The organism is Microbacterium sp., from assembly GCF_036823965.1.
Classification (GTDB): Bacteria; Actinomycetota; Actinomycetes; order Actinomycetales; family Microbacteriaceae; genus Microbacterium.
Genome location: NZ_DAITBE010000002.1, coordinates 389,929 through 414,475 on the forward strand (window position 1 = coordinate 389,929; position 24,547 = coordinate 414,475).

Below are 24,547 nucleotides of genomic sequence, written 5' to 3' on the forward strand. Positions count from 1 at the left end.
CCTGAGCCTGTCGAAGGGCCCGCCTCCCTGGGTCCCTGAGCCTGTCGAAGGGCCCGCACCGAACCGGACGTCAGGCGAGGCGGAACGGCTCGGCCGCGCGAGCGGCCGGGTCGACCGCGAGATCGGCGAGCACGGCGCCGATCCCGGTCGCGAATTTGAAGCCGTGCCCGGAGAACCCGGCACCGACGACGGTGCGACCCCGGCGGTCCAGCACGAAGGTGCCGTCGTCGGTTGAGGTGTACGTGCAGCTGATCGGCACGGCGCTGTCGGGGTCCAGCCCGGGCATCCACTCCCGCACGTATTCGCGCAGGGCGTCCTGATGCGTCGGCAGGTGCGGCCTGGCATCCGGATCGATCTCGTCGCCGACCCGGTGGAAGCCGACCTTGACCCCCTCGCCGGGCGTCGGCATGCCGTACACCGTGGCCGGGTACTCGGGCGGACCGACGACGTGGTTGAACGACGGCCACGCGGCATCCGTCGTCTGCGCGAAGTGCGCAGGTGTCTCCTCGGTGACCGTGAGGCGCGGCAGGCCGAGGCGCGACAGCATCCTGCTCGTCCAGGCCCCTGCGGTGACGACGACGGTCTCGGCGTGCAGCCGCGTGCCGTCGGCGAGTTCGAGCACGCCGCCGGCCGGATCCTCGCCGATGTGCGCGACCGGGGTGTTCCAGCGCACCTCGCCGCCACCGGCGACGATGCGCCGTTCGAGCTCGCGCAGCGCATCCGCCGCGCGCACGACGCCGGCGTCCGATGACCACAGCACGTCGCCGTCGAAGCGCATCCCTCGCCAGCGTCGTGCGCTCTCGGCCGCCGACAGCAGCTCGGCGTCGATGCCGCGGGCAGTGAGTCCGTCGCGTACGGCTGCGACGTCGAGGTCGCCGTGCGTGACGAGGCCGTGCAGCCGCAGCAGCGGCTCTCCGTCGACAGCGCCGAGGGCGTCCCAGCCGGCGCGGGCGCGCGCCAGGAGGTCGAGGTAGTGGTCCTCGACGTAGGCGTTGTTGAAGTTGCGGGTGGCGCCGTGCGATGCGCCCTCGTGGTGTCCGCGGGCGAATCGCTCCAGCACCACCGGACGCCGCCCTCGCCGGGTCAGCTCCCATGCCGTAGCCAGCCCCATCACGCCGCCGCCGACGATCGCGATGTCCACGGTCTCGCTCTTCATTGGTCCTCCTGGAGTCGGTTCCAGTCTCCCAGTCATCGCGCACTCACGGCCCCGGTAGGCTGGAGGGGTGACCATGGAGATCGAGCTCGGCCGAGGCAAGCGCGCGCGCCGCGCGTACACGTTCGACGACATCGCGGTGGTGCCGTCCCGGCGCACGCGCAACCCGGAGGACGTGTCCACCGCGTGGACGATCGATGCCTTCGGCTTCGACATCCCGGTGCTCGGCGCGCCCATGGACTCCGTCGTGAGCCCGCAGACCGCGATCATGCTGGGCAAGCTCGGCGGTCTCGGCGTCCTCGACCTCGAGGGGCTGTGGACCCGGTACGAAGACCCGGCGCCGCTCCTCGCTGAGATCGCAGGCCTCGACGAGAACCAGTCGACCGCGCGGATGCAGGAGCTGTACTCCGAGCCGATCAAGCCCGAGCTCATCACGGCGCGGATCGCGGAGATCCGCGACGCCGGCGTCACCGTGGCCGGGTCGCTCACACCGCAGCGCACGCAGGAGTACTACGACACCGTCGCCGCCGCCGGCGTCGACCTGTTCGTGATCCGCGGCACCACGGTGTCGGCCGAGCACGTGTCGAGCGTGGCCGAGCCCCTCAACCTCAAGAAGTTCATCTACGACCTCGATGTCCCCGTCATCGTCGGCGGAGCCGCGACCTACACCGCGGCACTGCACCTGATGCGCACCGGTGCCGCCGGCGTGCTCGTCGGCTTCGGCGGGGGAGCAGCGTCGACCACGCGTGCCACGCTCGGCATCCATGCGCCGATGGCCACAGCGGTCTCCGATGTCGCCGCAGCTCGTCGCGACTACCTCGACGAGTCCGGCGGACGCTACGTGCACGTGATCGCAGACGGCGGCGTCGGCACCTCGGGCGACATCGTCAAGGCCCTCGCGATGGGCGCTGATGCGGTCATGCTCGGCGTCGCGCTCGCGCGTGCGACCGATGCACCCGGACAGGGATTCCACTGGGGTCCCGAGGCGCACCACCCGAAGCTGCCCCGCGGCCGTCGTGTCAGCGTCGGCGGCATCGGCACGCTCGAGGAGATCCTCTACGGCCCGGCGCTCGTCGCCGACGGCACCGCCAACCTGATCGGCGCGCTGCGCAAGTCGATGGCGACCACCGGGTACTCCGACCTCAAGGAGTTCCAGCGGGTCGAGGTCGTCCTGGCTCCCTACGAGGCCTGAAGGGCTCGCGCACGACCGTGACATCACCGCTGCAGTTCCCGCCGACGCTTCGTGAGGTCATGCTCCGCGGTCGATGGATCGGGGTGCTGCTGCTGTGCCTGGTCGTCGCCGGTGTGTTCGCGTGGCTCGGCCAGTGGCAGCTGGAGCGCGCGATCGACACCGATCCGCCCCCTGCCGGTGTGACCGAGCAGGTGCAGCCCCTCGACGGGACCCTCGAACCGGGGGTCTACCTCCCCGAACCGCTGGTCGGACAACGCGTCGAGACCGAGGGCAGTTGGATCCCCGGCGACTTCCTGGTCGTCTCGAACCGCTTCAACGGCGGGGTCGAGGGGTACTGGGTCACCGGACAGCTCCGCGTCGCCGAGCGCACCTCGATCGCGGTCGCGGTCGGCTGGGCTCCGGATCGCGAGAGCGCGGATGCCGCAGCAGCCGAGCTCGAAGCGGATGCCGACGGCAGCACCGTCGCGATCACCGGCCGCATCATCTCCGACGAGGGACCGTCCGTGCCGCCGCGCACGGAGCCCGATCGGATGGACCGGATGTCTCCCGCCACGCTCCTGAGCCGCTGGCACGACACCGAGCAGCTCGATGTCTACCGCCCGTACCTCGCGTCGACGACGGCGTCCGCAGGGCTGGTCGACATCGATTCCCCCGCACCGGACGAGATCTCGCCGGTCAATTGGCTGAACGTGTTCTACGCGGTCGAATGGGCCATCTTCGCCGGCTTCGCGTTCTACCTCTGGTACCGCTTGGCGAAGGACGCGTGGGAGCGCGAAGTCGAGGAATTCGAGGATGCCGCAGCGGCATCCGTCTGATCGATTCCCGCGCTGATCTGAGGCGAGGACTCGTCATCGGTCGCGCCTGCCGCACCGATGATCACTCGGTGTCCAATCGGCAAACACCATTGAGGATGTCGGGACCGCTCCGTAAGCTCGCAACATGTGTGCGGGCTGGGAGGTCCCAGTGCGCGCCGTGACAGATTCATGAGAGATGTCGCTACACCGACCGAGGAGACCGCACCGATGATGTCCGCTCCAGAGGATGGGAACCGCATGGTCCCCGTCTCGCACCGCAGAAACAGGGGGCGCGTCGGCGCTCTCGCACTGACCTGTGTGGCAGCACTGGGCTTCGGCTCGCTGACCGCAGCGCCCGCGTTCGCAGACACCACCGGGACGGGGGTGGTGATCAATGAGGCGTACCTCTCCGGAGGCAGCGCCGGTGCCGCGTTCACGAACAAGTTCGTCGAGCTGTACAACCCGACGTCCGAGCCGGTCACCCTCGACGGGTTCTCGCTGCAGTACCGCTCGGCGACCGGCACGGCGAACTTCAACGGTGTCGCACCGCTGACCGGCGTGATCCCCGCAGGCGGCTACTACCTGGTGCAGGGCAACAGCAACGGGACCAACGGCGCAGCGCTGCCCGACCCCGATGCGGTCAGCACCCTGACCCCGAGCGGCACCAACGGCACGCTCGCGCTCGTCGAGGGCACGGCGCCGGTCGCGTTGACCCCCGGCTCGGTCGCAGGCGTCGACGGCGTGGTCGATCTGCTCGGCTACGGCACGTCGAACACCTTCGAGACCGCGGCGGCGACCCCGCCCACAGGGAACACCGACGTCAAGTCGCTGAACCGCACGAACGGTGCTGATACCGACGACAACAGCGCGGACTTCTCGCTCTCCGCCACGATCACCCCGCAGAACTCCGGCGGCACCGATCCGGGAACGGATCCGGGCACCGATCCCGGAACGGACCCCAAGAAGGTCTCGATCGCCGAGGTGCAGGGCACCGCCGACGTCTCGCCGCTGAACGGCCAGACCGTCACGGTCGAGGGCGTCGTGACCGGCGACTACCGCACGGGCGGCTACAAGGGCATCTCGATCCAGACCCAGGGCTCCGGCGGCGCGAACGACGCGACGCCCGGAGCATCCGACGGCGTCTTCGTCTTCCTGAACGCGCTGGCTCCGAACCTCGCGATCGGCGACCTCGTCTCGGTCACCGGCTCGGTGAGCGAGTACTTCGGCCAGACCCAGGTGAACCCGACGGCGCTCTCGGGCATCACGGTCGTCACCCCCGGTGCAGGCGTCCCGGAGGTCACGCCGCTGCCCGACACCGTGCGCGGCGCCGACCGTGAGCAGTACGAGAACATGCTCGTCGCGCCCACCGGGTCCTACCGCCTCGCCTCGAGCCACCAGCTCTACAACTTCGGAACGCTGTGGCTGAACCCGGGCGAGTTGAACGTCAAGAGCACCGAGACCACGCGTCCCGGCGCCGAGGCCGCGGCCATCGCCGCGGCGAACCGCGCGAACCGGATCCTGCTCGATGACGGCTGGTCCGTGCAGGTCGGCAACAGCACGCACCCCGGCGAGCAGCCGTACTTCACGACCGACACGGTCGTGCGCAACGGCGACACCGTCGACTTCAGCGACACGGGCTACGTGCTGCAGTGGGGCTTCGACGACTGGCGTCTGCAGCCGACCGTGCCGATCGACGACGCATCGCCCGCCTCGCTCAAGGCAGGGTTCGAAGCCACGAACGCGCGCACGACGACGCCGCCTGAGGTCGGGGGCGATGTGCAGGTCGCGTCGTTCAACGTCTACAACTACTTCACGACGCTGCAGTCCGAGAACCCTGACGCGCGCGGAGCGGCGAACGCCGCCCAGTTCGCGATCCAGAAGTCGAAGATCGTCGCGGCCATCAACGGGCTCGACGCCGAGATCGTCTCGCTCATGGAGATCGAGAACTCGGTCAAGCTGGGCAAGCCGATCGACACGGCGCTCAAGGATCTGGTCGCCGGTCTGAACGCGGACGCCGGCAGCGAGGTCTGGGACTACGTGCCGACGCCGGACGCGCTGAACAACGCGGCGACGACCGACTTCATCACGAACGCGATCATCTACAAGAAGGACGCCGTCACGACCGTCGGTGACAGCGCCACGGTCACCGACGAGACCGTGTGGGGCAACGCCAGAGAGCCGATCGCCCAGGCGTTCGACATCGACGGCCGCGTGGTCACGGTGGTCGCGAACCACCTGAAGTCCAAGTCGCCGCCCTCGGGGGCCGGTGCTGAGCCGGCCGATGGTCAGGGCTTCTTCAACGCCGACCGCGTCGGACAGGCGAACGCGATCCTGGCATTCACCGAGACGCTCGAAGACAGCACCGGCAGCAGCGACATGCTGCTGATCGGCGACTTCAACGCCTACGGCAAGGAAGATCCGATCGACGTCTTCACCTCGAAGGGCTGGAGTGACCTGGTCGCCGACAAGACCGACGGGCAGTACACCTACTCGTTCGACGGCGCGCTCGGCTCGCTCGACCACGTGATCGCCTCGCCCTCGCTGAGCGCGTCGATCACGGGCGCCGGTGTCTGGACGATCAACTCGCCGGAGTGGAGCGACCGCGGCTATGCGTTCGGCGCCACCGAGGCAGGGACGCCGTACCGGTCCAGCGACCACGACCCGATCATCGTCGGCGTCTCCTCGGAGATCCCGCCGGTGAGCATCGACGTCGTCACGATCAACGACTTCCACGGACGCATCGAAGCCGATGGTGCTGCCGCAGGAGCTGCGGTCGTCGCGGGCGCCGTCAAGCAGTTCCGCGAGGCGAACCCCAACACGATCTTCGCCGGAGCCGGCGACCTGATCGGCGCGTCGACGTTCACGTCGTTCATCAACGACGACAACCCGACGATCGACGCGCTGAACGCGGCCGGTCTCGATGTGAGCGCCGCGGGCAACCACGAGTTCGACCAGGGCTGGGAGGATCTGCGCGACCGTGTGCAGGACCGAGCTGACTGGGAGTACATCTCGTCGAACGTGTTCCTCACCGAGACCGGCGAGCCCGCGCTCGCACCCGCCTGGGTCAAGGAGCTCGACGGTGTGAAGGTCGGCTTCATCGGCGCGGTCACGGAGGACCTCGACTCGCTCGTGTCGCCGGAAGGCATCGCTGACCTCGAGGTCCGCAGCATCGTCGACTCCGTGAACGCGGTGGCCGACGACCTGCGCGACGGCGACGCGTCGAACGGCGAGGCCGACGTGATCATCCTCCTGGTGCACGAGGGCGCGGCCAGCGTCGAGCTCTCGAGCATCACCGAGGACTCTCCGCTCGGCGAGATCGTCTACGGGGTCGATCAGGACGTGGACGCGATCGTCTCGGCGCACACGCACCTGGCGTACAACCACGTGATCGACGGACGACCGGTCGTCTCGGCCGGCCAGTACGGCGAGAACCTGGGGCTGATGAACCTCCAGGTCGACCCGAAGACGAAGGAGCTGCTCTCGATCACCAACCAGATCAAGCCGCTCACGGCTGCGGGCCAGCCGCTGTACCCGGCGGTGCCTGAGGTGGCGGACATCGTCGCGAAGGCGAAGGCCGAAGCCGACGTGCTGGGTGCGATCAAGGTGGGCGATATCACGGCCGACTTCAACCGTGCTCGCCAGACGAACGGCTCGGAGAACCGCGGTGGCGAGTCCACCATCGGCAACTTCGTCGCCGACGTGCAGAAATGGTCGACGGGTGCCGACATCGCACTGATGAACCCGGGCGGCATCCGCGCCAACCTGACCTACGCCTCGTCCAACGCGTCGGATCCGGACGGCAACGTCACGTACCGCGAGGCGGCGACGGTGCAGCCGTTCGCCAACACGCTCGTCACGCTCTCCCTCACGGGTGCGCAGCTGAAGGGCGTGCTGGAGGAGCAGTGGCAGCCGGCCGGTTCGGCTCGACCGTTCCTGAAGCTCGGCGTCTCGGAGGGGCTGGTCTACGCATACGACCCCGCCGCGGCACAGGGTTCGCGGGTCACCTCGATCACACTGAACGGCACACCGATCGACCCGGCGGCGAGCTACACGGTCGCAGCCAACTCGTTCCTCGCGGCGGGTGGAGACAACTTCTTCACCTTCAAGGAGGGCACCGGCAAGCGCGACACCGGCAAGGTCGACCTGCAGTCGATGGTCGACTGGTTCGACGCCAACAAGACCGCGACACCCGATCAGGCGCAGCGTGCGGTCGGCGTCTCGGTCAGCGCAGCGGATGCCGACGGCTACAGCGCGGGCGACCAGGTCACCGTCTCGCTCTCCTCGCTCGCGTTCAGCGCGGGGGAGCCGGCACCAGGCGAGGTGACGCTCTCTCTGGGCGGCACGCAGCTCGCAAGCGGCGCGGTCGACCCGACCATCGTCGACACGACCGATGAGGCAGGGCGGGCCAGCCTGACGTTCACTGTTCCGTCGGGTGTCTTCGGTGAGCAGGTGCTCACCGTGGCCGTCGCCGGGACCGGGACGACCGTGCAGGTGCCGTTCACGATCAACGGGGAGGAAGCCTTCGCCGGAACGATCGACCTCGGATCCTCGAAGGTGACCGCTGGCAAGAAGCTCCAGGTCACCGGAGCAGGCTACCTGCCGGGCGAGACCGTGAGCATCGAGTTGCACCCCAAGAAGGGCAACCCGGTCCAGGTCGGCACGGTCACGGTCGGTGCAGACGGCACGTTCAGCACCTCGGTCACCGTGCCGAAGAGCGCACCGTCCGGAAAGTACACCGTCGCGGCGGCGCAGGCCGATGGGGATGCGGCGACCGCCACGGTCACCGTCAACCGCCCAGGCGGCATCATCGGCGCGATCCTCGACTGGCTCTGGAGCCTGATCAGCGGATGGTTCTGATGGTTCTGATCCAGTCCTGACGGGTGCCGAACCGGCCCCTCTGATGCGACCCGGCCCCCTGAGTGCTTCACTCAGGGGGCCGGGTCGCGCTCAGGGGGCCGGTTCGGCACGTGTGCTTCAGGGCGTGAGCACCTGCACGTCGGCCTGGGCGAGGGCTGCGGCGATGTGCGGGGGCGGCGGTGCATCCGTGATCAGGTAGTCGGCCTGGTCGAGGTGCGCGATCTGCGCGAAGAAGCGCCGGTCGAGCTTCGAGGAGTCGGCGAGGATGGCGGTGCGCTCCGCGCGCTGCATCATCTCGGACATCATCGCGGCATCACCGAGGTTCGAGGCAGAGTATCCCTCCTCGTCGACGGCGCCGACACCGATCAGGGCGAGGTCGCAGCGGATGTCGACCTCGGGGCCGCCTGGCGTCATCGTGAACGTGACCGGCCCTGTCGTCGCCTGCGTGATCGAACGGACCGCGCCCCCGAAGAGGTAGAGGTCGCGGAAGGCCGACGGCGCGATCTCGGCGGGGATGCGCAGGTTGTTCGTGGCGATCGTCAGGTCCTGATGGTTGCGCAGCGCGCGTGCGACAGCGAGCGTCGTGGTGCCGGCGTTCAGCATGACCACCGAGCCGTTCTGCACGAGGTCGGCGGCGATGCGGGCGATGCGCTCCTTCTCCTCGGTCTGCACGCGCATTCGCACATCGAGTGCGCGGTCCTTCAGCGGACCGCTCGCGGTGCTGACGGCGCCGCCATGGGTGCGGACGAGCACGCCCTCCCGGTCGAGCTGGTCGAGATCTCGGCGGATGGTGTCGATCGAGACGCTGAAATGCTCGGCGAGATCGCTGACGGTGACCTGGCCGGTCTGCTCGACGTAGGAGGCCAGATCGGCCTTTCTTCCTGCAGGGAGGCGACGTCGTTGTGCCGTTCCAGAAGCTTCCATGCACACATCTCTAGCACATGAACGCGGACAACGCCGCATACATGCGCAGAAAACAGCATTCCTGATCCGTCGGCGACTTTCCGCGTGCTGACGCGGAATCGGCGGAGGATTGGTCGCAACTTGTTTCGTGCCAACCCTTGACGTTTCTGCAGATGTCGGCATAACATTGCTCAAAACCGCATGAACAAGCACCGAAGCGCGTCATGCGGCACCATCTCGAAGAGGAGAAAGTGTGATGACCACAGTGGGACGAGGGCAGCGGCGGACCCTGAAGATCGTCGGCGCCGCGACCGCAGCCGTTTCGATGCTGGTGGTGGCTGGTTGCACCCCCAGCACGTCCGGCGACAGCGGCGGCAGTGACGGTGACGTGACGATCGAATTCGCGCAGTGGTGGGAGCCCGAACTCCCCGACGGCGAGTTCCGCGCGTTGATCGACAAGTTCGAAGAGGCGAACCCCGGCATCACGGTCGACCTCGTGAGCGGCCCGTACGCATCGACCAAGGAGCAGCTCTTCGCGGGCGCGGCATCCGGCACCATGCCCGACGTCGTCGGTCTCGACGGCGCCTGGGTGAACGACTTCGCCTCGCAGGGCGTCATCTCCGACCTGAGCGCGCTCATGAAGGAGTACGACTACGACGACAGCGAGCTGGCGAGCCAGATCCAGGTCGACGGCAGCACGTACATGATCCCGGTCGTGAACTTCGTGTACCCGATGTTCACGAACGACACCCTGCTGGCCGAGGCCGGCGTCACCGCCCCGCCGACCACCCGCACCGAGTTCGCGGATGCCGCGGCGAAGGTCTCCGCCCTCGGCGGCGATGCGTCCGGCTGGGTTCTCCCGCTGTCGCTCGAAGCGCCGAACGGCGTGCAGAACGACGTCATGTCGTGGGTGTGGGCCTCCGGCGGCTCGATGCTGAAGGACGGCAAGCCCGACCTGACGAACGACGACGTCACCTCGGCGGTCGACTTCATCGGCGGCCTGTGGGACGACGGCTCGATCGCCTCCGGCTCCTTCACCATGAAGGAGCAGGACAAGGTCGAGGAGTTCACGAACGGTCGTGTCGGCATGATGATCGACTCGCTCGCGCACATCAACCTGATCCGCGAGACGAATCCCGACCTGAAGTTCTCGATCTCGGCGCTCCCCGCTGAAGACGGATACGACGGCGAACGAGGCATCCCGTACGCATCGTGGGGCATCGGCGTCGCCGAGAACTCCGAGCACAAGGAAGCCGCGTTCAAGCTCGTCGAGTTCCTGATGAGCGAGGACACCAACTCCGAGCTGTCGACCATGGCGAAGGCGTTCCCCGGCAACTCCAAGTCCGTGCCCGACTTCGTGAACGACGACGAGCTCTTCAAGAAGGCGTTCGAGATCTACCAGGCGGGCTACCCGGCGAACGAGTTCACCGGACTCCCCGTCGCCGAGGAGCTCATGCGCCTGCTCGGCGAGCAGCTGCAGGCGGCCTTCGACGGACAGCAGTCGATCGACGACGCGCTGAAGAAGGCACAGGAGGCCTGGGAAGCGGAGTTCTGACTCTCCCGCCTCCCACCTGAACTGGGTGCCGCATCGCCGATGCGATGCGGCACCCGACCAACCAAGGAGTACCGGTTCCCATGAGCCTCAGAACCCACGACGACACCGAGGTGATCGTCACCGGGGTCTCGCTGTCACGCCGCCGTCGGCAGCTGCGCAAGACCACGGAGTCCTACGCCTTCCTCTCGCCGACGATCATCCTGCTGTTCGTGCTGATGATCGTCCCGATCATCATGGTGATCGGGTACTCGTTCCAGGACAACGTGATCCTGAACAAGTCGCCGGAGTTCGTCGGCATCCAGAACTACGTGGAGATCCTCTCGGATCCCGGGTTCTGGAAGGCCACCGGCAACACGATCATGTTCACCGTCGCCAGCGTCGTCGCGCACCTCGTGCTCGGACTCGGCTTCGCGATGATGCTGAACAGCCCCCTGCTCGGCGGCTTCGCCCGCTCGCTCTTCCGGGCCCTGTACGTGCTGCCGTGGCTCTTCACGGTCGCCGTGATCGCGGTCCTGTGGCGCATGCTCCTCGCCCCCAACGGCGTCATCAACTTCCTGCTCAACACCGACATCGAGTGGCTCGCCTCACCGCAGCTCGCGCTCGGCACCATCATCTTCATCAACATCTGGGCCGGCTACCCGTTCTTCATGGTCAGCCTGCTCGCAGGCCTCCAGGGCATCCCGAACGAGCTCAACGAGGCGGCGACCGTCGACGGCGCAGGCGCGATCCAGCGCTTCTGGAACGTGACCATCCCGCAGCTCCGCCCGATCATCATCAGCCTCGTGCTGCTCGACCTGATCTGGACCTCGCAGCAGTTCGCGCTGATCTGGATGACCACCGGCGGTGGCCCGATCGATGTGACCGAGGTGCTCAGCACCTTCACCTACAAGCTGGCCTTCGCGAAGTACGACTTCTCGCTCGCGGCGACCTCAGCCGTCCTCGTGCTCCTCATGTCGATGGTGCTCGCCGTGTTCTACGTCCGTCACCAGAAAGCGAGGGACTGATCATGGCGCTCACCGTCAAGGCTCAGCGCAGCGTCCAGAAGACCGGTGTCACGATCGGCCTCATCCTCGGAGCCGTGTTCGCCGCAGGACCGGTGCTCTGGATGCTGTCCAGCTCGTTCAAGTCGAACACGCAGATCTTCGAGCTCCCGCCGCGGCTGATCACCGACACGTTCTCGTTCGACGCCTACATCGCGATCTTCACGAACCCCGAGACGATGCGGTTCTTCCTGAACAGCTACATCGTCGCGGGCGCTGTGACGATCCTGACGCTGATCGTCGCGATCCAGGCCGCCTACGCCTTCAGCCGCTTCGAGTTCCGGGGCAAGCGCATCCTGAACGTGGTGATCGTCAGCGTGCAGGCCGTGCCGCCGATCACCCTGCTGATCCCGTACTTCGGGCTCATGGTCGGCCTCGGGCTGTACAACTCGTACCTCGGCCTGATCCTCACCTACATGGTGTTCACGCTGCCCTACGCGATCATCATGATGACCGGCTACTTCAACACCCTGCCGAAGGAGCTCGACGAGGCGGTGCGCGTCGACGGCGCCGGATCCATGACCGCGCTGTGGCGCATCCTCGTGCCGATCTCCGTGCCCGGCATCGTCTCAGTCGGCATCTACACGTTCATGATCGCGTGGAACGAGTATCTGTTCGCGCTGACGCTCACCCGAACGATCGACATGCGCACCGTGCCCATCGGCATCCAGCTCCTGATGGGGCAGCACTCCTACGAGTGGAATCAGATCATGGCGATGAGCGTGCTCGGTTCGATCCCGGTGCTGATCCTCTTCCTCTTCTTCCAGCGCTACTTCATCAGCGGGCTCACTGCGGGCTCCGTGAAGAGCTGACCTTCGTCACCTTTCACTTCGACCATCACGAAAACAGGAGAATCACGTGCTCTACACCGGCAAATCAATCCTCGATGTCGCGAACGCGAACAACTTCGCGATCCCCGCGTTCAACATCAGCGACTGGGCGATGTTCAACGGCATCATCGACATCAGCGAGGAACTGTCCGCACCGGTCATCATCGCGATCCACCCGGACGAGGTCTCCCACATCACGACCGACCTGATCGCAGCGATGCACTCGCGGGCGCACCGCGCCAGCGTCCCTGTCGCGATCCACTGGGACCACGGCGGCACCTACGAGCAGATGATCGTCGCGATCCAGGCCGGCTTCACCTCGGTCATGATCGACGCCTCGCTGCTGCCGTTCGATGAGAACGTGGCGCTCACCCGCAAGGTCGTCGAAGCCGCGCACGCGGTGGGCGTGCAGGTCGAGGGCGAGCTCGGCACCATCGGCGCGAACGACAGCTACGGCGAGTCCGGCGCAGCGGAGATCATCTACACGAACCCGGACGACGCGGTGCGCTTCGTGAACGAGACCGGCGTCGACAGCCTCGCGATCGCGATCGGCACCTCGCACGGCCTGTACCCGGCTGAGAAGAACCCCGAGCTGCGTCACGACCTGCTCGAGCAGATCAAGGCAGCGGTGAAGATCCCGCTCGTGCTGCACGGCGGATCGTCGAACCCGGATGCCGAGCTGCGCCGCGCGGTGGAGCTCGGCGTCAACAAGATCAACATCTCGAGCGACATCAAGGTCTCGTACCACAACCGCATGCGTGAGATCCTCGGAACCGACGAGCGTCTGCGCGAGCCGAACGCGATCCAGCCGGAGCCGATCGCCGCCATGAAGGTCACGGCGGCTGAGAAGATCAAGCTGTTCGGTGCAGACGGCAAGGCCGACCTGTACTGAGCGACGCGTTCGAGGGGGAGGGCGATCGAGGGATGATCGGCGACGGGAACAGTGACAGTGAGTGACAGGCAGCTCGTGCTCGGGCTCGGCGGCACCGTCGACTTCGAGCTGCGGTGGGACTCCGCCGTGATCGAACGGCTGGCGCACGAGCATCGGGTGCGGCGGCATGAGCTGACGCCCTCGGCGCCGGTCGTCGACGAGCGGTCGCTGCTCGTCACGGTCCTCGCGTTCGTCGCTGCGGGCACAGGGGCTGAACGGTTCGTCGCCTCCTCCGAGGTCGTCGAGGGGTTCGCGTCGCACTTCGCGTACGACGTGACCCTCGGCGGCACCGGGGTGCGGGCAGGACTCGTGCTCGACAGCCTCGGCATCCCCAGCGTGCAGCACCTCGTGAGCATCGACGACAACGTGCGGCGGCTGCTGCCGTCGGCGATCACGATCCTGTCGTCCGCTGAGCACGACACCCTCGACCCGCACCTGATCGTGCAGTATCCGGTGGGGGCGACGGTGCGGCTGCTCGACGGCGACATCGTCTCACCCGCCGCGAATCGGCTGATCTTCGCGAATGACCCGCCGAACCGCGAGATGGCGCTCGCCGCCGGATTGCCGGATGCGCTCGCCACGGCGTCCGCGTTCCTGATCTCCGGCTTCAACACGATGCAGGACCATGCGCTGCTCGAACAGCGGCTCGACGAGATCGTGCTCGCGATGCGGCGGCTCCCCGATGACGCACTGGTCTACTACGAGGACGCCGGCTTCTACACGCGGGCGTTCGCCGAGACGGTGCGGGGGCGCCTGCTGCCGCACATCGACGTCTACGGCATGAACGAGGACGAGCTGCAGGAGTACGTCGGCCATGCCGTCGATCTGCTCGACGCAGCCGACGTGGTGCGTGCCCTGGGCGAGGTGCAGCGGATCATCCAGGTGCCCACGCTCGTCGTGCACACCAGGCACTGGGCGATCGCGGTCGGCGCGGATGCCGCGCGTCACCGTGACGCCGTGGAGAGCGCGGTGCGGGTGGCCGCGACCCGATATCGGCTCGGTGATGACTTCAGCGCTGCCGAGGCCGAGGCGACCGCAGCGATGGCACGACACCGCGGTGGGGCAGTCCTCGTGGATGCGGTGGAGCTCGCGTTTCCGGATGCGGTCGGCGTTCCGGCCTTCGCGCTCGACGTCGCGCACCCCACGACGATCGGTCTCGGCGACAGCTTCGTCGGCGGTTTCCTCGCCGCACACGCACACGCACACGCACATGCACAGGACGGATTGCAACGATGAACCCGATACGACTCTCCTCGAACCGCCCGCCGGAGCGCTTCTACCGCGGTGGCGAGCGCCTCGATGCCTTCCGTGGCGAGAGCGGTGCGACCGAGCGCGTGCCGGAGGACTGGGTAGCGTCGACCACGACGATCCGCGGCGAGGAGACGCTCGGTCTGAGCACCCTGCCGGACGGACGCGTGCTGCGCGATGCCGTCGAGGCCGACCCCGTCGCCTGGCTCGGCGCCGAGCACGTGGATCGGTGGGGTGCGGACATCCGTCTGCTGGTGAAGATCCTCGACGCCGGCCAACGGCTTCCGGTGCACGCGCATCCGCATGACGATTTCGCCGCCACGCACCTGGGGCGCGCGCACGGCAAGGCGGAGGCCTGGTACATCCTCGAGGGTGGGCCGGTGCACATCGGCCTGCGCGATGACGTCGACCCGGCAGCGCTCGCCGAGCTGGTCGCCCGGCAGGACGTCGATGCGCTGCTCGGCCTGCTGCACGAGATCCCGGTGGCCCCTGGGGATGTCGTGTGGGTGCCCGCGGGGGAGCTGCACGCGATCGGCGCCGGTGTGCTGCTGCTCGAGCTGCAGCAGCCGGAGGACCTGTCGATCCTGCTCGAGTGGGAGGGGTTCGCGATCGACGGTCCCGGGCTCGGGCACCTGGGGCTGGGCTTCGAGCTCGCTCTCACGGCGGTGAACACCCACGGCCGCAGTTTCGACGACATGCGCAACATCGTGCGGAAAGCGCCCGCCTCCGGCGCCGCGCTCCCGTTGGACGCTGACGAGTACTTCCGCCTCGATCGGTTCCCGGTCAGCGGCGTCGTCACGATCGAGGCCGGCTTCTCGATCGTGGTGGTGACCGCCGGTGCCGTCGAGATCGCCGGTGAGCGCTTCGGCGCCGGATCGACCCTGCTGGTGCCCGCGAGTGCAGGGCAGCTCACGGCGATGGGTGACGGAGAGCTGCTGGTCGCGCGTCCACCGGCGGCCTGAGCCTGACCAGACCAGCCGCCCGGTGCTCCTTCGGCGCATTCTCGCGCCGACTAGACTGGTCGCATGCCCGAACCGAAAGTCGCCAGCTTTCCGGCGATCCGTGGTGCGCTGAAGTTCTACCAGATCGCGTCGATCATCACCGGAGTCATGCTGCTCCTGCTGCTCGCCGAGATGGTGCTCAAGTACACGCCGATCCACCTCGAACTCTTCGCCGGAGGGTCGGGAGGAGCGCTCTGGTTCGCCGGCGTCCTCGCCGGACCCGACTGCCAGTGGTGGTCGCTGTTCGCCCCGATGACGAACTCCTGCGAGATGACCTCGCTCGGTGACGGGTTCAACCTGTCGCTGTTCATCCTGGTCGCGCACGGCTGGTTCTACGTCGTCTACCTGTTCGCGTGCTTCCGCATGTGGAGTCTGATGCGCTGGCCGTTCCGCCGCTTCATCCTGCTCGCACTCGGCGGCGTCATCCCGCTGCTCTCCTTCATCATGGAGACCATCGTCGCCCGCGAAGTGAAGACCTATCTCGCCACAAGAGAGGCCGCTGAGGCCCCTGCCCCGGAAGGTGTCCGTTGACCGAACAGTCAGAGACCCAGCAGCGCCCAGCGCTCGTCGTCGACTTCGGCGCGCAGTACGCGCAGCTGATCGCCCGTCGTGTCCGTGAGGCCGGTGTCTACAGCGAGATCGTGCCGCACACCGCCACGGCGGAGGAGATCGCGGCCAAGAACCCGGTCGCCATCATCCTCTCCGGCGGTCCGTCTTCGGTGTACGAGGAAGGCGCTCCGCGCCTCGACCCCGCAGTCTTCGAGCTCGGTGTGCCGACGCTCGGCATCTGCTACGGCTTCCAGTACATGGCTCAGACCCTCGGCGGCGAGGTCGCGAACACCGGCCTGCGCGAGTACGGAGCCACGGATGCCGTGATCTCCGGCGACGGCGGGACGCTGCTCGGCGGTCAGCCCGCAGCGCAGAACGTCTGGATGAGCCACGGCGACCAGGTCGCCAAGGCACCAGAGGGCTTCGATGTGCTCGCGACGACGGATGCGACCAAGGTCGCCGCCTTCGCGAACGAGGAGCGCGGCTTCTACGGCGTGCAGTGGCACCCCGAGGTCAAGCACTCCGACCACGGGCAGCAGGTGCTCGAGAACTTCCTGCACAAGGGTGCCGGCCTGGCGTCCGACTGGAACAGCGGCAACGTGATCGCCGAGCAGATCGAGCGGATCCGCGAGCAGGTCGGTGACGCTCGCGTCATCTCCGCGCTCTCCGGCGGCGTCGACTCCGCCGTGTCAACGGCGCTCGTGCACAAGGCGATCGGCGACCAGCTCACCGCGGTCTTCGTCGACCACGGCCTCCTCCGCAAGGGCGAGCGCGAGCAGGTCGAGCAGGACTACGTCGAGTCCACCGGTGTGCGGCTGATCACGGTCGACGCGGCAGAGACGTTCCTCGGCCACCTGAAGGGTGTGACCGACCCCGAGGAGAAGCGCAAGATCATCGGCCGCGAGTTCATCCGCGCGTTCGAGAAGGTGCAGCTCGACCTGGTCGCCGAGGCGAAGGCCTCCGGCGGCGCTCCGGTGAAGTTCCTCGTGCAGGGCACGCTCTACCCGGACGTCGTCGAGTCCGGCGGCGGGGCAGGCACCGCGAACATCAAGTCGCACCACAACGTCGGCGGGCTGCCGGACGACCTCGACTTCGAGCTGATCGAGCCGCTGCGCGCCCTGTTCAAGGACGAGGTCCGCGCGATCGGTCGCGAGCTCGGCATCCCGGAGGCGATCGTGGGACGCCAGCCGTTCCCCGGACCGGGCCTCGGCATCCGCATCATCGGCGAGGTCACCCAGGACCGTCTCGAGATCCTCCGCGAGGCAGATGCCATCGCGCGCGAGGAGCTCACGAAGGCGGGCCTCGACCAGGAGATCTGGCAGTGCCCTGTGGTGCTCCTGGCCGACGTCCGCTCGGTCGGCGTGCAGGGCGACGGCCGCACCTACGGTCACCCGATCGTGCTGCGTCCGGTGTCGAGTGAAGATGCCATGACGGCCGACTGGACCCGCCTGCCCTACGACGTGCTGTCGAAGATCTCCAACCGCATCACGAACGGCGTCCGCGACGTCAACCGCGTCGTGCTCGACGTGACGTCGAAGCCGCCGGGAACCATCGAGTGGGAGTGACGGAGTCGCGCTCACTCGACCATGAGCACAGCGTGGCACTCGATCGCGCCGGCGAGCGAGTGGGAGTGACGGGTGCAGGCGTCCTGCCGGACGCCGACTACCTGGTGCTGTCGAGCCGCCTGATCCCGGGGCTCGACGGCGGGTACACGATCGCGACCCTCGCGCGTGCCAGGCAGCTGGCCGGTGCCGGCGTCGGGGACGGCGCCGGGCCGCAGCTGCTGACGTTCGATCCCGGCACGCTCGAGGCGCACGCCGAGCATCGCGCGACGTTCGTGGAGCGCGGCGCCCTGACCGACCCGTCCCGGCTGCGCAACCTCTTCGACGAGGCGAGGGACGATGATGGGGGAGCGGCCGAGTGGCTGCTCGCCGCTGCGGACCCTGCCCTCACGGCGAACGACGGCGTCGAGTACCGGACGATCGCGGATGCAGAGGGGCGGCCGTTCGTGGCGCTCCCGGTGATCGCGGGCGATCCCGATTGGCACCTGAGCACCGAGCCGGTGCAGGTCTTCGGCGGCGACGGCGTCGTGGTCGGAGGGCTTCCGGGCTTCGGCGGGATCTACCGCGCCTGGCTGCAGCACGTCACGGCCGGTCTCGGCGAGCGCCCGATCGTCGTGATCTGCGAGTCCCGGCAGCTCGGCGAGCTCATCGTCGGCTGGTCCGACCCCCGCGTCCGCATCCTGCACACCATCCACACGATCCACCTCGAGGCCCCTTACACCGCGGACGCCCCGATGAACGCGCTGTGGACGCGCTGGCTCGGCCTCGCCGACCGCTTCGATGCGGTGGTCTGGCCGACCGGCACGCAGCGCGACGACGTGGTCGCCCGATTCGGCTCGGCGGCGCAGCACGAGGTCGTGCCCAATCCGATCCCCGCGGTCGAGCGCCGCGACGACCTGCGCGAACCGGGACTCGTCGTGGCGCTCGGACGCCTCGCGTCGGGCAAGCGCGTGGATCACGCGATCCGTGCGTTCCTCGCCGCCGACGTGCCTGGCACGCGCCTGGAGATCTGGGGCGGCGGACCCGAGCAGGATGCCCTCGCGGCGCTGATCGACGAGCTCGGCGCCGGCGACCGCGTCGTGCTCGCCGGGTACACCGACGACCCCGGGCGGGTGCTCGACCGCGCGTCCGTCGTGGTCACGGCGACCGCCTTCGAGGGACAGCCGCTGTCGATCGTCGAGGCGCTGCTGCATGGAGCGCCGGTCGTGTCGTACGACGCCCGCTACGGCATCCGTGATGTCCTCGAACAGGGCGGCGGCGTGCTGGTGCCGTACGGCGACGAGGCAGCGCTGGCGGATGCGCTGCGCAGTGTGCTCGGCGACGAGAGCCTGCGGGCACGCCTGAGCGCAGAGGCACCCGAGGTCGCCGCGGCCTGGAGCCCGGAGCGTTCGCTCACCGCGCTCACCGCGGCGATCTCCGACGCCGTCGCGCGGCCCTCGCGCCGCGCCTGACCGCGGCGCGTCCCCTCGCCCGAGAGCGCGGCCCTTCCGGTCGCGGTTCGCGCCGTCGCGCGCGCCCGGAAGCAGCGTGAACTGCGACCGGAAGGAGCATCCGAGAAAAAGTTCCGGAGGATGTCGATCCTGGCGATTCCCATTCGACGTCTTGAGTGAGAGGGTCGAGAAGCCGGCCCCAGAACAAGGAGAACATCATGAAGTACATGCTCATCATGCGCGCGACCGACGAGGCCGTCGAGGCATACAAGGAGACCCCCTTCGAGCAGGTCATCGAGGCCATGGGGAAGTACAACGAGTCCATGATCAAGGCGGGCGTGCTCGCCGCCGGCGAAGGTCTGACGGATGCCGCCGAGGGATTCGTCGTCGACTTCAGCGCCGAGACCCCGCTCATCACAGACGGCCCCTACGGCGAGACCAAGGAGCTGTTCAACGGCTTCTGGATCCTCGAGGTGTCGAGCCGCGAAGAGGCGGCGGAGTGGGCCAGCCGCGCACCTCTCGGTGCTGGGTCGTTCCTCGAGGTGCGCCGCGTGACGGACGCCTCGGACTTCCCCGCCGACAACGAGTGGATCGAGAAGGAAGCGGGCTGGCGCGAGGACCAGGCGCAGCGCGCGCAGCAGTGACATGAGCGACGACGCCTCTGCAGGCAGCGAGACCGCGCGTTCCGCCCCCGCCCCCGGGTCGGCGGAGCGTGCCGTCGCCGCCGTGTGGCGCATCGAGTCTGCACGCATCGTCGGCACGCTCACCCGCCTGGTCGGGGACTTCTCGCTCGCCGAGGATCTCGCGCAGGAGGCCCTGGTCGATGCCCTGCGACAGTGGCCGGTCGAGGGCGTGCCTCGCACGCCGGCAGCCTGGCTGACCGCCGTGGCGAAGCGGAAGGCGGTCGACGGCTGGCGCAGACGCGAACGCCTCGACGAGCGCATCGCCGTGATCGCCCATGACCTGGAACGCGAACAGGCGGATGCCCCGGATGCGCCGTGGGATCCGGATGCCGTCGACGACGACGTGCTGCGGTTGATCTTCATCTCATGCCACCCAGTGCTCTCGCGGGAGGCCCAGGTCGCGCTCACACTGCGGGTGGTCGGCGGCCTGTCGAGCGAGGAGATCGCCCGCGCGTTCCTCGTGCCGACGGCCACGGTGCAGCAGCGGATCGTGCGAGCCAAGAAGACCCTCGCCGCGGCGCACGTCCCGTTCGAGTTGCCGCCCCGGGAGGAGCACGCGGCACGTCTCGGCGCGATCCTCGGCGTGCTGTATCTGATCTTCAACGAGGGCCACGCTGCAAGCAGCGGCTCCGACTGGATGCGCCCCGAGCTGAGCGTCGAGGCCATCCGTCTCGCGCGGGTGCTGGTCGCGCTCGTGCCCGGGGAGCCGGAGGCCTACGGGCTGCTCGCGCTGATGGAGCTCACGGCAGCGCGGTTCCCCGCTCGCACCGATGCGCACGGCGACCCGGTGCTGCTGGCGGATCAGGATCGCAGCCGCTGGGACCGCAGCCGCATCGCACGGGGTCGTGCCGCCCTGGCGCAGGCCGACGCCCGGGGGAGAGGTCGAGCGGCGTACAGCCTGCAGGCCGCGATCGCGGAGTGCCATGCGGTCGCATCCTCGATCGACGAGACCGACTGGGACCGCATCGTGCTGCTCTACGAGGCGCTGGGGCGGCTCGCACCGTCACCCGTGGTCGAGTTGAATCGGGCCGCGGCCGTCGCGATGGCGACCGGACCGGCATCCGCCCTCCGCATCATCGACCGGCTCGACGCGTCCGGGGCGCTTCGCGGTTACCACCTGCTGCCGGCCACCCGGGGAGAGCTGCTGCTGCGGCTCGGCCGCGAGCAGGAGGCCAGGAGCGAATTCGCCGTGGCGGCTGGACTCGCCGGCAACGACCGCGAGCGGAGGCTGCTGGAGCAGAAGTCCCGCGGGACAGAGTGACCGCCCCCTCCGACAGCGAATGCGCTGCCGAAGAGGGCGGTCATGTGGTGACGTGAAGACGTCAGCTGCGAGCCTTGCTGCCGCGACCGACGATCAGGCCGTAGATCAGCAGCACGATGATCGAACCGCCGATGGCGAGGAGCCAGGTGCCGAGGTCCCAGAACTCCGTGAGCGGACGGTTGAGGATGAGGCTGCCGAGCCATCCGCCGAGCAGTGCGCCGACGACGCCGAGCAGCAGCGTGATGAACCAGCCGCCGCCCTGCTTGCCGGGGAGGATCAGCTTGGCGATTGCTCCGGCGATGAGGCCGAGAAGAAGAAATCCGAGGAAACTCATGGTTTGCTCCTTGTTTGCTGTCGAGGACTCCCAGGGTGCCGGGTGTCCGAGAGACCACTCTTCACCAGATTCATAGAATTCGCGAAAAACGCCTCACCCCTTGCGCACAGGTGCCCGAGTATGCGAGAGGCCCGTCTCCCTCCGGGGAGACGGGCCTCTCGGACGTTCGTGCGGTGCCGTGCGTCAGTTGTTGCCGCGGGCGATCGCGATGATGCGAAGGATCTCGACGTAGAGCCAGACGACCGTGACCATGATGCCGAAGGCGCCGAGCCAGCCGTACTGACGGGGAGCGCCGTTGCGCACACCCTGCTGGATCTGGTCGAAGTCGAGCACCAGCGAGTACGCGGCCATGATGACCACGAGCACGCCGATGATCAGGCCGAGCGGGATGCCGGCGATCGTCGCGCTGTACAGGCCGAATGCCTGACCTGCGGGAAGGACGCCGGTGAACATGAGGACCAGGTTCAGCAGCGAGAAGACGAGGTAGCCGCCCATGGCGATCAGGAAGATCTTGGTGGCCTTCTTCGACGCGCGGATCTTGCCGCTCGCGAAGAGCGCCAGGGTCACACCGACGACGGCGACGGTCGCGAGGGTCGCCTGCATGACGATGCCGGGCCACATGACCTCGAAGAACGCGGAGATGCCACCGATGAAGAGACCCTCGAACGCCGCGTAGGCGAAGATCAGCGCGGGGCGCACCTTCTTGCGAGACGTGAAGGTGATGACCATCGCGAGCACGAATCCGCCGAGCGCGCCGATGATCCACGGCATCATGGAGACGCCCTGGGTCGGGTCGAGGCGCGTGCCGCCGAGGGTCCACACCCAGCCGACGACGGCGGTGACGAGGAGGATGGCGAACAGGCCGGCCGTCTTCCACACCGTGTCCTCGACGGACATGCGGTCGGTCTCGATGGCTCCGGCGGGCGGAGCGGCGTACATGCCCTCCAGCTGCGCGTTGGCGGCGGCGTCCATCGTCCCGTGCTGGAACGAGGCAGCCTGCGCACCCTGAGCAGCCTGGGGTCCGCCCGGGTAGGTCGCGACGTTCCGCGGATCCTGCTTCTGGAACGCCGGGTTGTTGAATGCGAAGTTGCTCATGGTGGGCCTCACTCCAAAGGGGGTCATAGGTCGCTTACGTCTACGATACTCGGGCGGTCGAGTCGCGGGGGTGTTCTACGCTGAGAGCGTGCCCAGGAAATCACCGCTCGTGATCGGACACCGGGGAGCGCCCGGCTATCGTCCTGAGCACAGCAGATCGTCGTACGAGCTCGCCTTCGCGATGGGTGTCGACGCCGTGGAGCCCGACATCGTCGCCACGAAGGACGGCGTGCTCGTCGTCCGGCACGAGAACGAGATCTCCGGCACGACCGATGTCGCCGAGCATCCGGAGTTCGCCGATCGGAAGACCACGAAGCGGGTCGACGGCGAGGCGCTGACCGGCTGGTTCACCGAGGACTTCACGTGGGACGAGCTGTCGGTGCTCCGAGGTCGCGAGCGTCTGCCGGAGGTACGGGCATCGAGCGCGAGCTTCGACGGCGCCCAGGGCATCCTTCGACTCACCGACCTGCTCGACCTCGTGCGGGCAGGGTCCATCGAGCACGGTCGCGAGATCGGCATCGTGCTCGAGGTCAAGCATGCGACGTACTTCGCCGGCATCGGACTCGATCTGGTGCCGCTGATCGTCCGCGACCTGCGTGCCGGCGGATGGGCCGACGGGGAGCTGCCGCTCGTGATCGAGTCCTTCGAGTCGACCGTGCTGGGTCAGTTGCGCGACACCGGCATCAGCGCCTCCTACATCTACCTGATCGAGGCGTCGGGGCGGGCGTACGACCTGCTGTCCGCGCAGGGCAAGAAGGCGCAGACGTACAAGGCGACCGTGACGCCGCAGGGCCTGAACGGACTGGTCGGCACGGTCGACGGCATCAGCGTCAGCAAGAAGATGCTGCTCGCACGTGGCAACACGATCGTCGAGGATGCGCACGCCCGCGGCCTGCAGGTCTTCACGTGGACGTGCCGTCCGGAGAACGCGTTCCTCGCAGCGGAGTTCCGCGGTCCCGGCGGCAAAGACGCCTATGGCGACTACGAGGCCGAATGGGACGTCATCCGGCGCACCGGCGTCGACGGTGTGTTCGTCGACCACCCCGATCTCGGCGTGAGCGTCTTCCGCGACTGACGCGGGCAGCGGACAGGTCGCTCAGAACGGCCCGAGCACGTCGACCACGTCGCGGTCGAGCGCGAGCGCGCGCAGCGGCACCAGGATCTCGCGCTCCTCGAAGCGGAAGTGCGACTCCATGATCGCGCCGATGCCGTCGAGGTGCCGCTCGATCGACGTGGGGTCCTCATCGCGCTCGGCTGCGCGGCGCAGTGCGCTCAGCAGATGCGCGAGCATCGAGTGGTCCTGCATGAGTGTGTCGATCACGTCGCCGAGTTCCGGATGCTCGGCTCGGAGCGCCGGGAACAGCGTGCGGTCCTCGCTCAGGTGGTGACCGTCGAGCGCTGCGCAGAAGCCGATGCAGAACAGTGTCAGCTCTCGCGCGGCATCCGGTGCCTCCTCGCCGCCGGCGAGCGCCTCGCGGGTGGCGGCGAGTGCGGCGCGCAGCCGGGTGTGGGCGTCGCGCAGCTCCTGATCCCAGGCGTGCAGGCGTGCGGCATCCATCGCGTCAGTCTAGGCGCGTGCCAGCGCCGGACCGAGTCAGAGCGTGCGGTCGAACGCGCCCCTGCGCGTCGAGACGATCTCCTTGCCGAGCGGCGCCAGCGAGACCGGCACCATCTTGAAGTCGGCGATGCCCATCGGGATGCCGATGATGGTGATGCAGAGCGCGAGGCCGGAGATGATGTGTCCGATCGCGAGCCACCAGCCGGCGAGGATCACCCAGAGCACGTTGCCGAGGAACGACCCGACTCCCGACGTCGGCCTGCTCACGACCTCGCGGCCGAATGGCCAGATCGCATAGCGCGCGATGCGGAACGACGCGATCGCCCACGGGATCGTCACGATCGGGATGCACAGCAGCACACCGGCCAGCAGGTAGCCGAGGAACAGAGCCCAGCCGGCCAGGATGACCCAGATGACGTTGAGGATGGTGCGCATGCCCTGATCATCTCACCTGCCCGGGGTCGCGCCTGAGCATCCGCCCGGAGGTCCACGGTTCGTGCCTGCCTCCCGGAACCCGCATCGCCTGACCGCCACGCGGTGACGCGGGACAACCGCAACCCCGCGTTCACTC

21 protein-coding genes are annotated in these 24,547 nt (G+C 68.1%); 15 read left to right on the plus strand and 6 right to left on the minus strand.

The annotated features are described in order from the left end of the window. Positions 1–70: 70 nt before the first annotated feature. Complete coding sequence (locus tag V7Z82_RS06155) at positions 71–1,156, minus strand: FAD-dependent oxidoreductase (protein ID WP_334149086.1); 1,086 nt, start codon at positions 1,154–1,156, stop codon at positions 71–73. Positions 1,157–1,229: 73 nt separating this feature from the next. On the opposite strand from V7Z82_RS06155, the gene V7Z82_RS06160 reads away from it, so the two are divergent. The 3 genes from V7Z82_RS06160 (at position 1,230) to V7Z82_RS06170 (ending at position 7,996) form a co-directional block, all read left to right on the plus strand. Further along, the gene (locus V7Z82_RS06160) at positions 1,230–2,345 is read left to right on the plus strand and encodes a GuaB3 family IMP dehydrogenase-related protein (RefSeq protein ID WP_334149166.1); all 1,116 of its coding nucleotides are present in this window, start codon (positions 1,230–1,232) and stop codon (positions 2,343–2,345) included. A 59-nt stretch (positions 2,346–2,404) separates the two neighbouring features. After that, a complete protein-coding gene (locus V7Z82_RS06165; protein ID WP_334149169.1) occupies positions 2,405–3,160 on the plus strand; it encodes an SURF1 family protein in 756 nt (251 codons plus the stop codon). A 297-nt stretch (positions 3,161–3,457) separates the two neighbouring features. After that, the gene (locus tag V7Z82_RS06170) at positions 3,458–7,996 is read left to right on the plus strand and encodes an ExeM/NucH family extracellular endonuclease (RefSeq protein ID WP_334149089.1); all 4,539 of its coding nucleotides are present in this window, start codon (positions 3,458–3,460) and stop codon (positions 7,994–7,996) included. Positions 7,997–8,113: 117 nt separating this feature from the next. Here the strand turns inward: V7Z82_RS06170 and V7Z82_RS06175 are convergent, their stop codons facing one another. Further along, on the minus strand, positions 8,114–8,920 hold the full coding sequence (locus V7Z82_RS06175; protein WP_334149091.1) for a DeoR/GlpR family DNA-binding transcription regulator: 807 nt from the start codon (positions 8,918–8,920) through the stop codon (positions 8,114–8,116). Between the two features lie 235 nt (positions 8,921–9,155). Here V7Z82_RS06175 and V7Z82_RS06180 point away from each other — a divergent pair, with 235 nt between their 5' ends. From V7Z82_RS06180 to V7Z82_RS06230, 11 genes are all read left to right on the plus strand, one after another. Then, on the plus strand, positions 9,156–10,454 hold the full coding sequence (locus tag V7Z82_RS06180; RefSeq protein ID WP_334149093.1) for an ABC transporter substrate-binding protein: 1,299 nt from the start codon (positions 9,156–9,158) through the stop codon (positions 10,452–10,454). A gap of 80 nt (positions 10,455–10,534) precedes the next feature. Beyond that, positions 10,535–11,458, plus strand: coding sequence for a carbohydrate ABC transporter permease (locus V7Z82_RS06185; protein WP_334149095.1), 924 nt, complete (start codon positions 10,535–10,537; stop codon positions 11,456–11,458). A gap of 2 nt (positions 11,459–11,460) precedes the next feature. Then, positions 11,461–12,306, plus strand: coding sequence for a carbohydrate ABC transporter permease (locus V7Z82_RS06190; protein ID WP_334149097.1), 846 nt, complete (start codon positions 11,461–11,463; stop codon positions 12,304–12,306). A 46-nt stretch (positions 12,307–12,352) separates the two neighbouring features. After that, positions 12,353–13,216, plus strand: a complete 864-nt coding sequence (locus V7Z82_RS06195) for a ketose-bisphosphate aldolase (protein ID WP_334149099.1) — start codon at positions 12,353–12,355, stop codon at positions 13,214–13,216. Between the two features lie 57 nt (positions 13,217–13,273). Beyond that, positions 13,274–14,491 carry an ADP-dependent glucokinase/phosphofructokinase gene (locus V7Z82_RS06200; RefSeq protein ID WP_334149101.1) on the plus strand — a complete coding sequence of 406 codons (1,218 nt, stop codon included), beginning with the start codon at positions 13,274–13,276 and terminating at the stop codon, positions 14,489–14,491. Beyond that, on the plus strand, positions 14,488–15,465 hold the full coding sequence (locus tag V7Z82_RS06205) for a class I mannose-6-phosphate isomerase (RefSeq protein WP_334149103.1): 978 nt from the start codon (positions 14,488–14,490) through the stop codon (positions 15,463–15,465). Before V7Z82_RS06200 ends, V7Z82_RS06205 begins: the two co-directional genes overlap by 4 nt. A gap of 63 nt (positions 15,466–15,528) precedes the next feature. Continuing rightward, positions 15,529–16,035, plus strand: coding sequence for a DUF3817 domain-containing protein (locus V7Z82_RS06210; protein WP_334149105.1), 507 nt, complete (start codon positions 15,529–15,531; stop codon positions 16,033–16,035). Beyond that, positions 16,032–17,618 (plus strand): glutamine-hydrolyzing GMP synthase, encoded by a 1,587-nt coding sequence (guaA, locus tag V7Z82_RS06215; RefSeq protein WP_334149107.1) that lies wholly within the window; start codon positions 16,032–16,034, stop codon positions 17,616–17,618. Before V7Z82_RS06210 ends, guaA begins: the two co-directional genes overlap by 4 nt. A gap of 32 nt (positions 17,619–17,650) precedes the next feature. Next, positions 17,651–19,066, plus strand: coding sequence for a glycosyltransferase (locus V7Z82_RS06220; protein ID WP_334149109.1), 1,416 nt, complete (start codon positions 17,651–17,653; stop codon positions 19,064–19,066). Between the two features lie 197 nt (positions 19,067–19,263). Next, positions 19,264–19,689 (plus strand): YciI family protein, encoded by a 426-nt coding sequence (locus tag V7Z82_RS06225; RefSeq protein WP_334149111.1) that lies wholly within the window; start codon positions 19,264–19,266, stop codon positions 19,687–19,689. Position 19,690: 1 nt separating this feature from the next. Next, a complete protein-coding gene (locus V7Z82_RS06230) occupies positions 19,691–20,989 on the plus strand; it encodes an RNA polymerase sigma factor (RefSeq protein WP_334149113.1) in 1,299 nt (432 codons plus the stop codon). Positions 20,990–21,050: 61 nt separating this feature from the next. On the opposite strand, the gene V7Z82_RS06235 is transcribed toward V7Z82_RS06230, so the two are convergent. Then, positions 21,051–21,323 carry a GlsB/YeaQ/YmgE family stress response membrane protein gene (locus V7Z82_RS06235; RefSeq protein ID WP_045279323.1) on the minus strand — a complete coding sequence of 91 codons (273 nt, stop codon included), beginning with the start codon at positions 21,321–21,323 and terminating at the stop codon, positions 21,051–21,053. 183 nt (positions 21,324–21,506) lie between these two features. Further along, on the minus strand, positions 21,507–22,418 hold the full coding sequence (locus tag V7Z82_RS06240; protein ID WP_334149118.1) for a Bax inhibitor-1/YccA family protein: 912 nt from the start codon (positions 22,416–22,418) through the stop codon (positions 21,507–21,509). A gap of 88 nt (positions 22,419–22,506) precedes the next feature. Between V7Z82_RS06240 and V7Z82_RS06245 the strand changes: the two genes are divergently transcribed. Further along, on the plus strand, positions 22,507–23,493 hold the full coding sequence (locus V7Z82_RS06245; protein ID WP_334149120.1) for a glycerophosphodiester phosphodiesterase family protein: 987 nt from the start codon (positions 22,507–22,509) through the stop codon (positions 23,491–23,493). Between the two features lie 21 nt (positions 23,494–23,514). On the opposite strand, the gene V7Z82_RS06250 is transcribed toward V7Z82_RS06245, so the two are convergent. Then, on the minus strand, positions 23,515–23,976 hold the full coding sequence (locus tag V7Z82_RS06250; protein ID WP_334149122.1) for a hemerythrin domain-containing protein: 462 nt from the start codon (positions 23,974–23,976) through the stop codon (positions 23,515–23,517). Between the two features lie 36 nt (positions 23,977–24,012). Continuing rightward, the gene (locus tag V7Z82_RS06255) at positions 24,013–24,411 is read right to left on the minus strand and encodes a YccF domain-containing protein (protein ID WP_334149124.1); all 399 of its coding nucleotides are present in this window, start codon (positions 24,409–24,411) and stop codon (positions 24,013–24,015) included. Positions 24,412–24,547 lie beyond the last annotated feature (136 nt).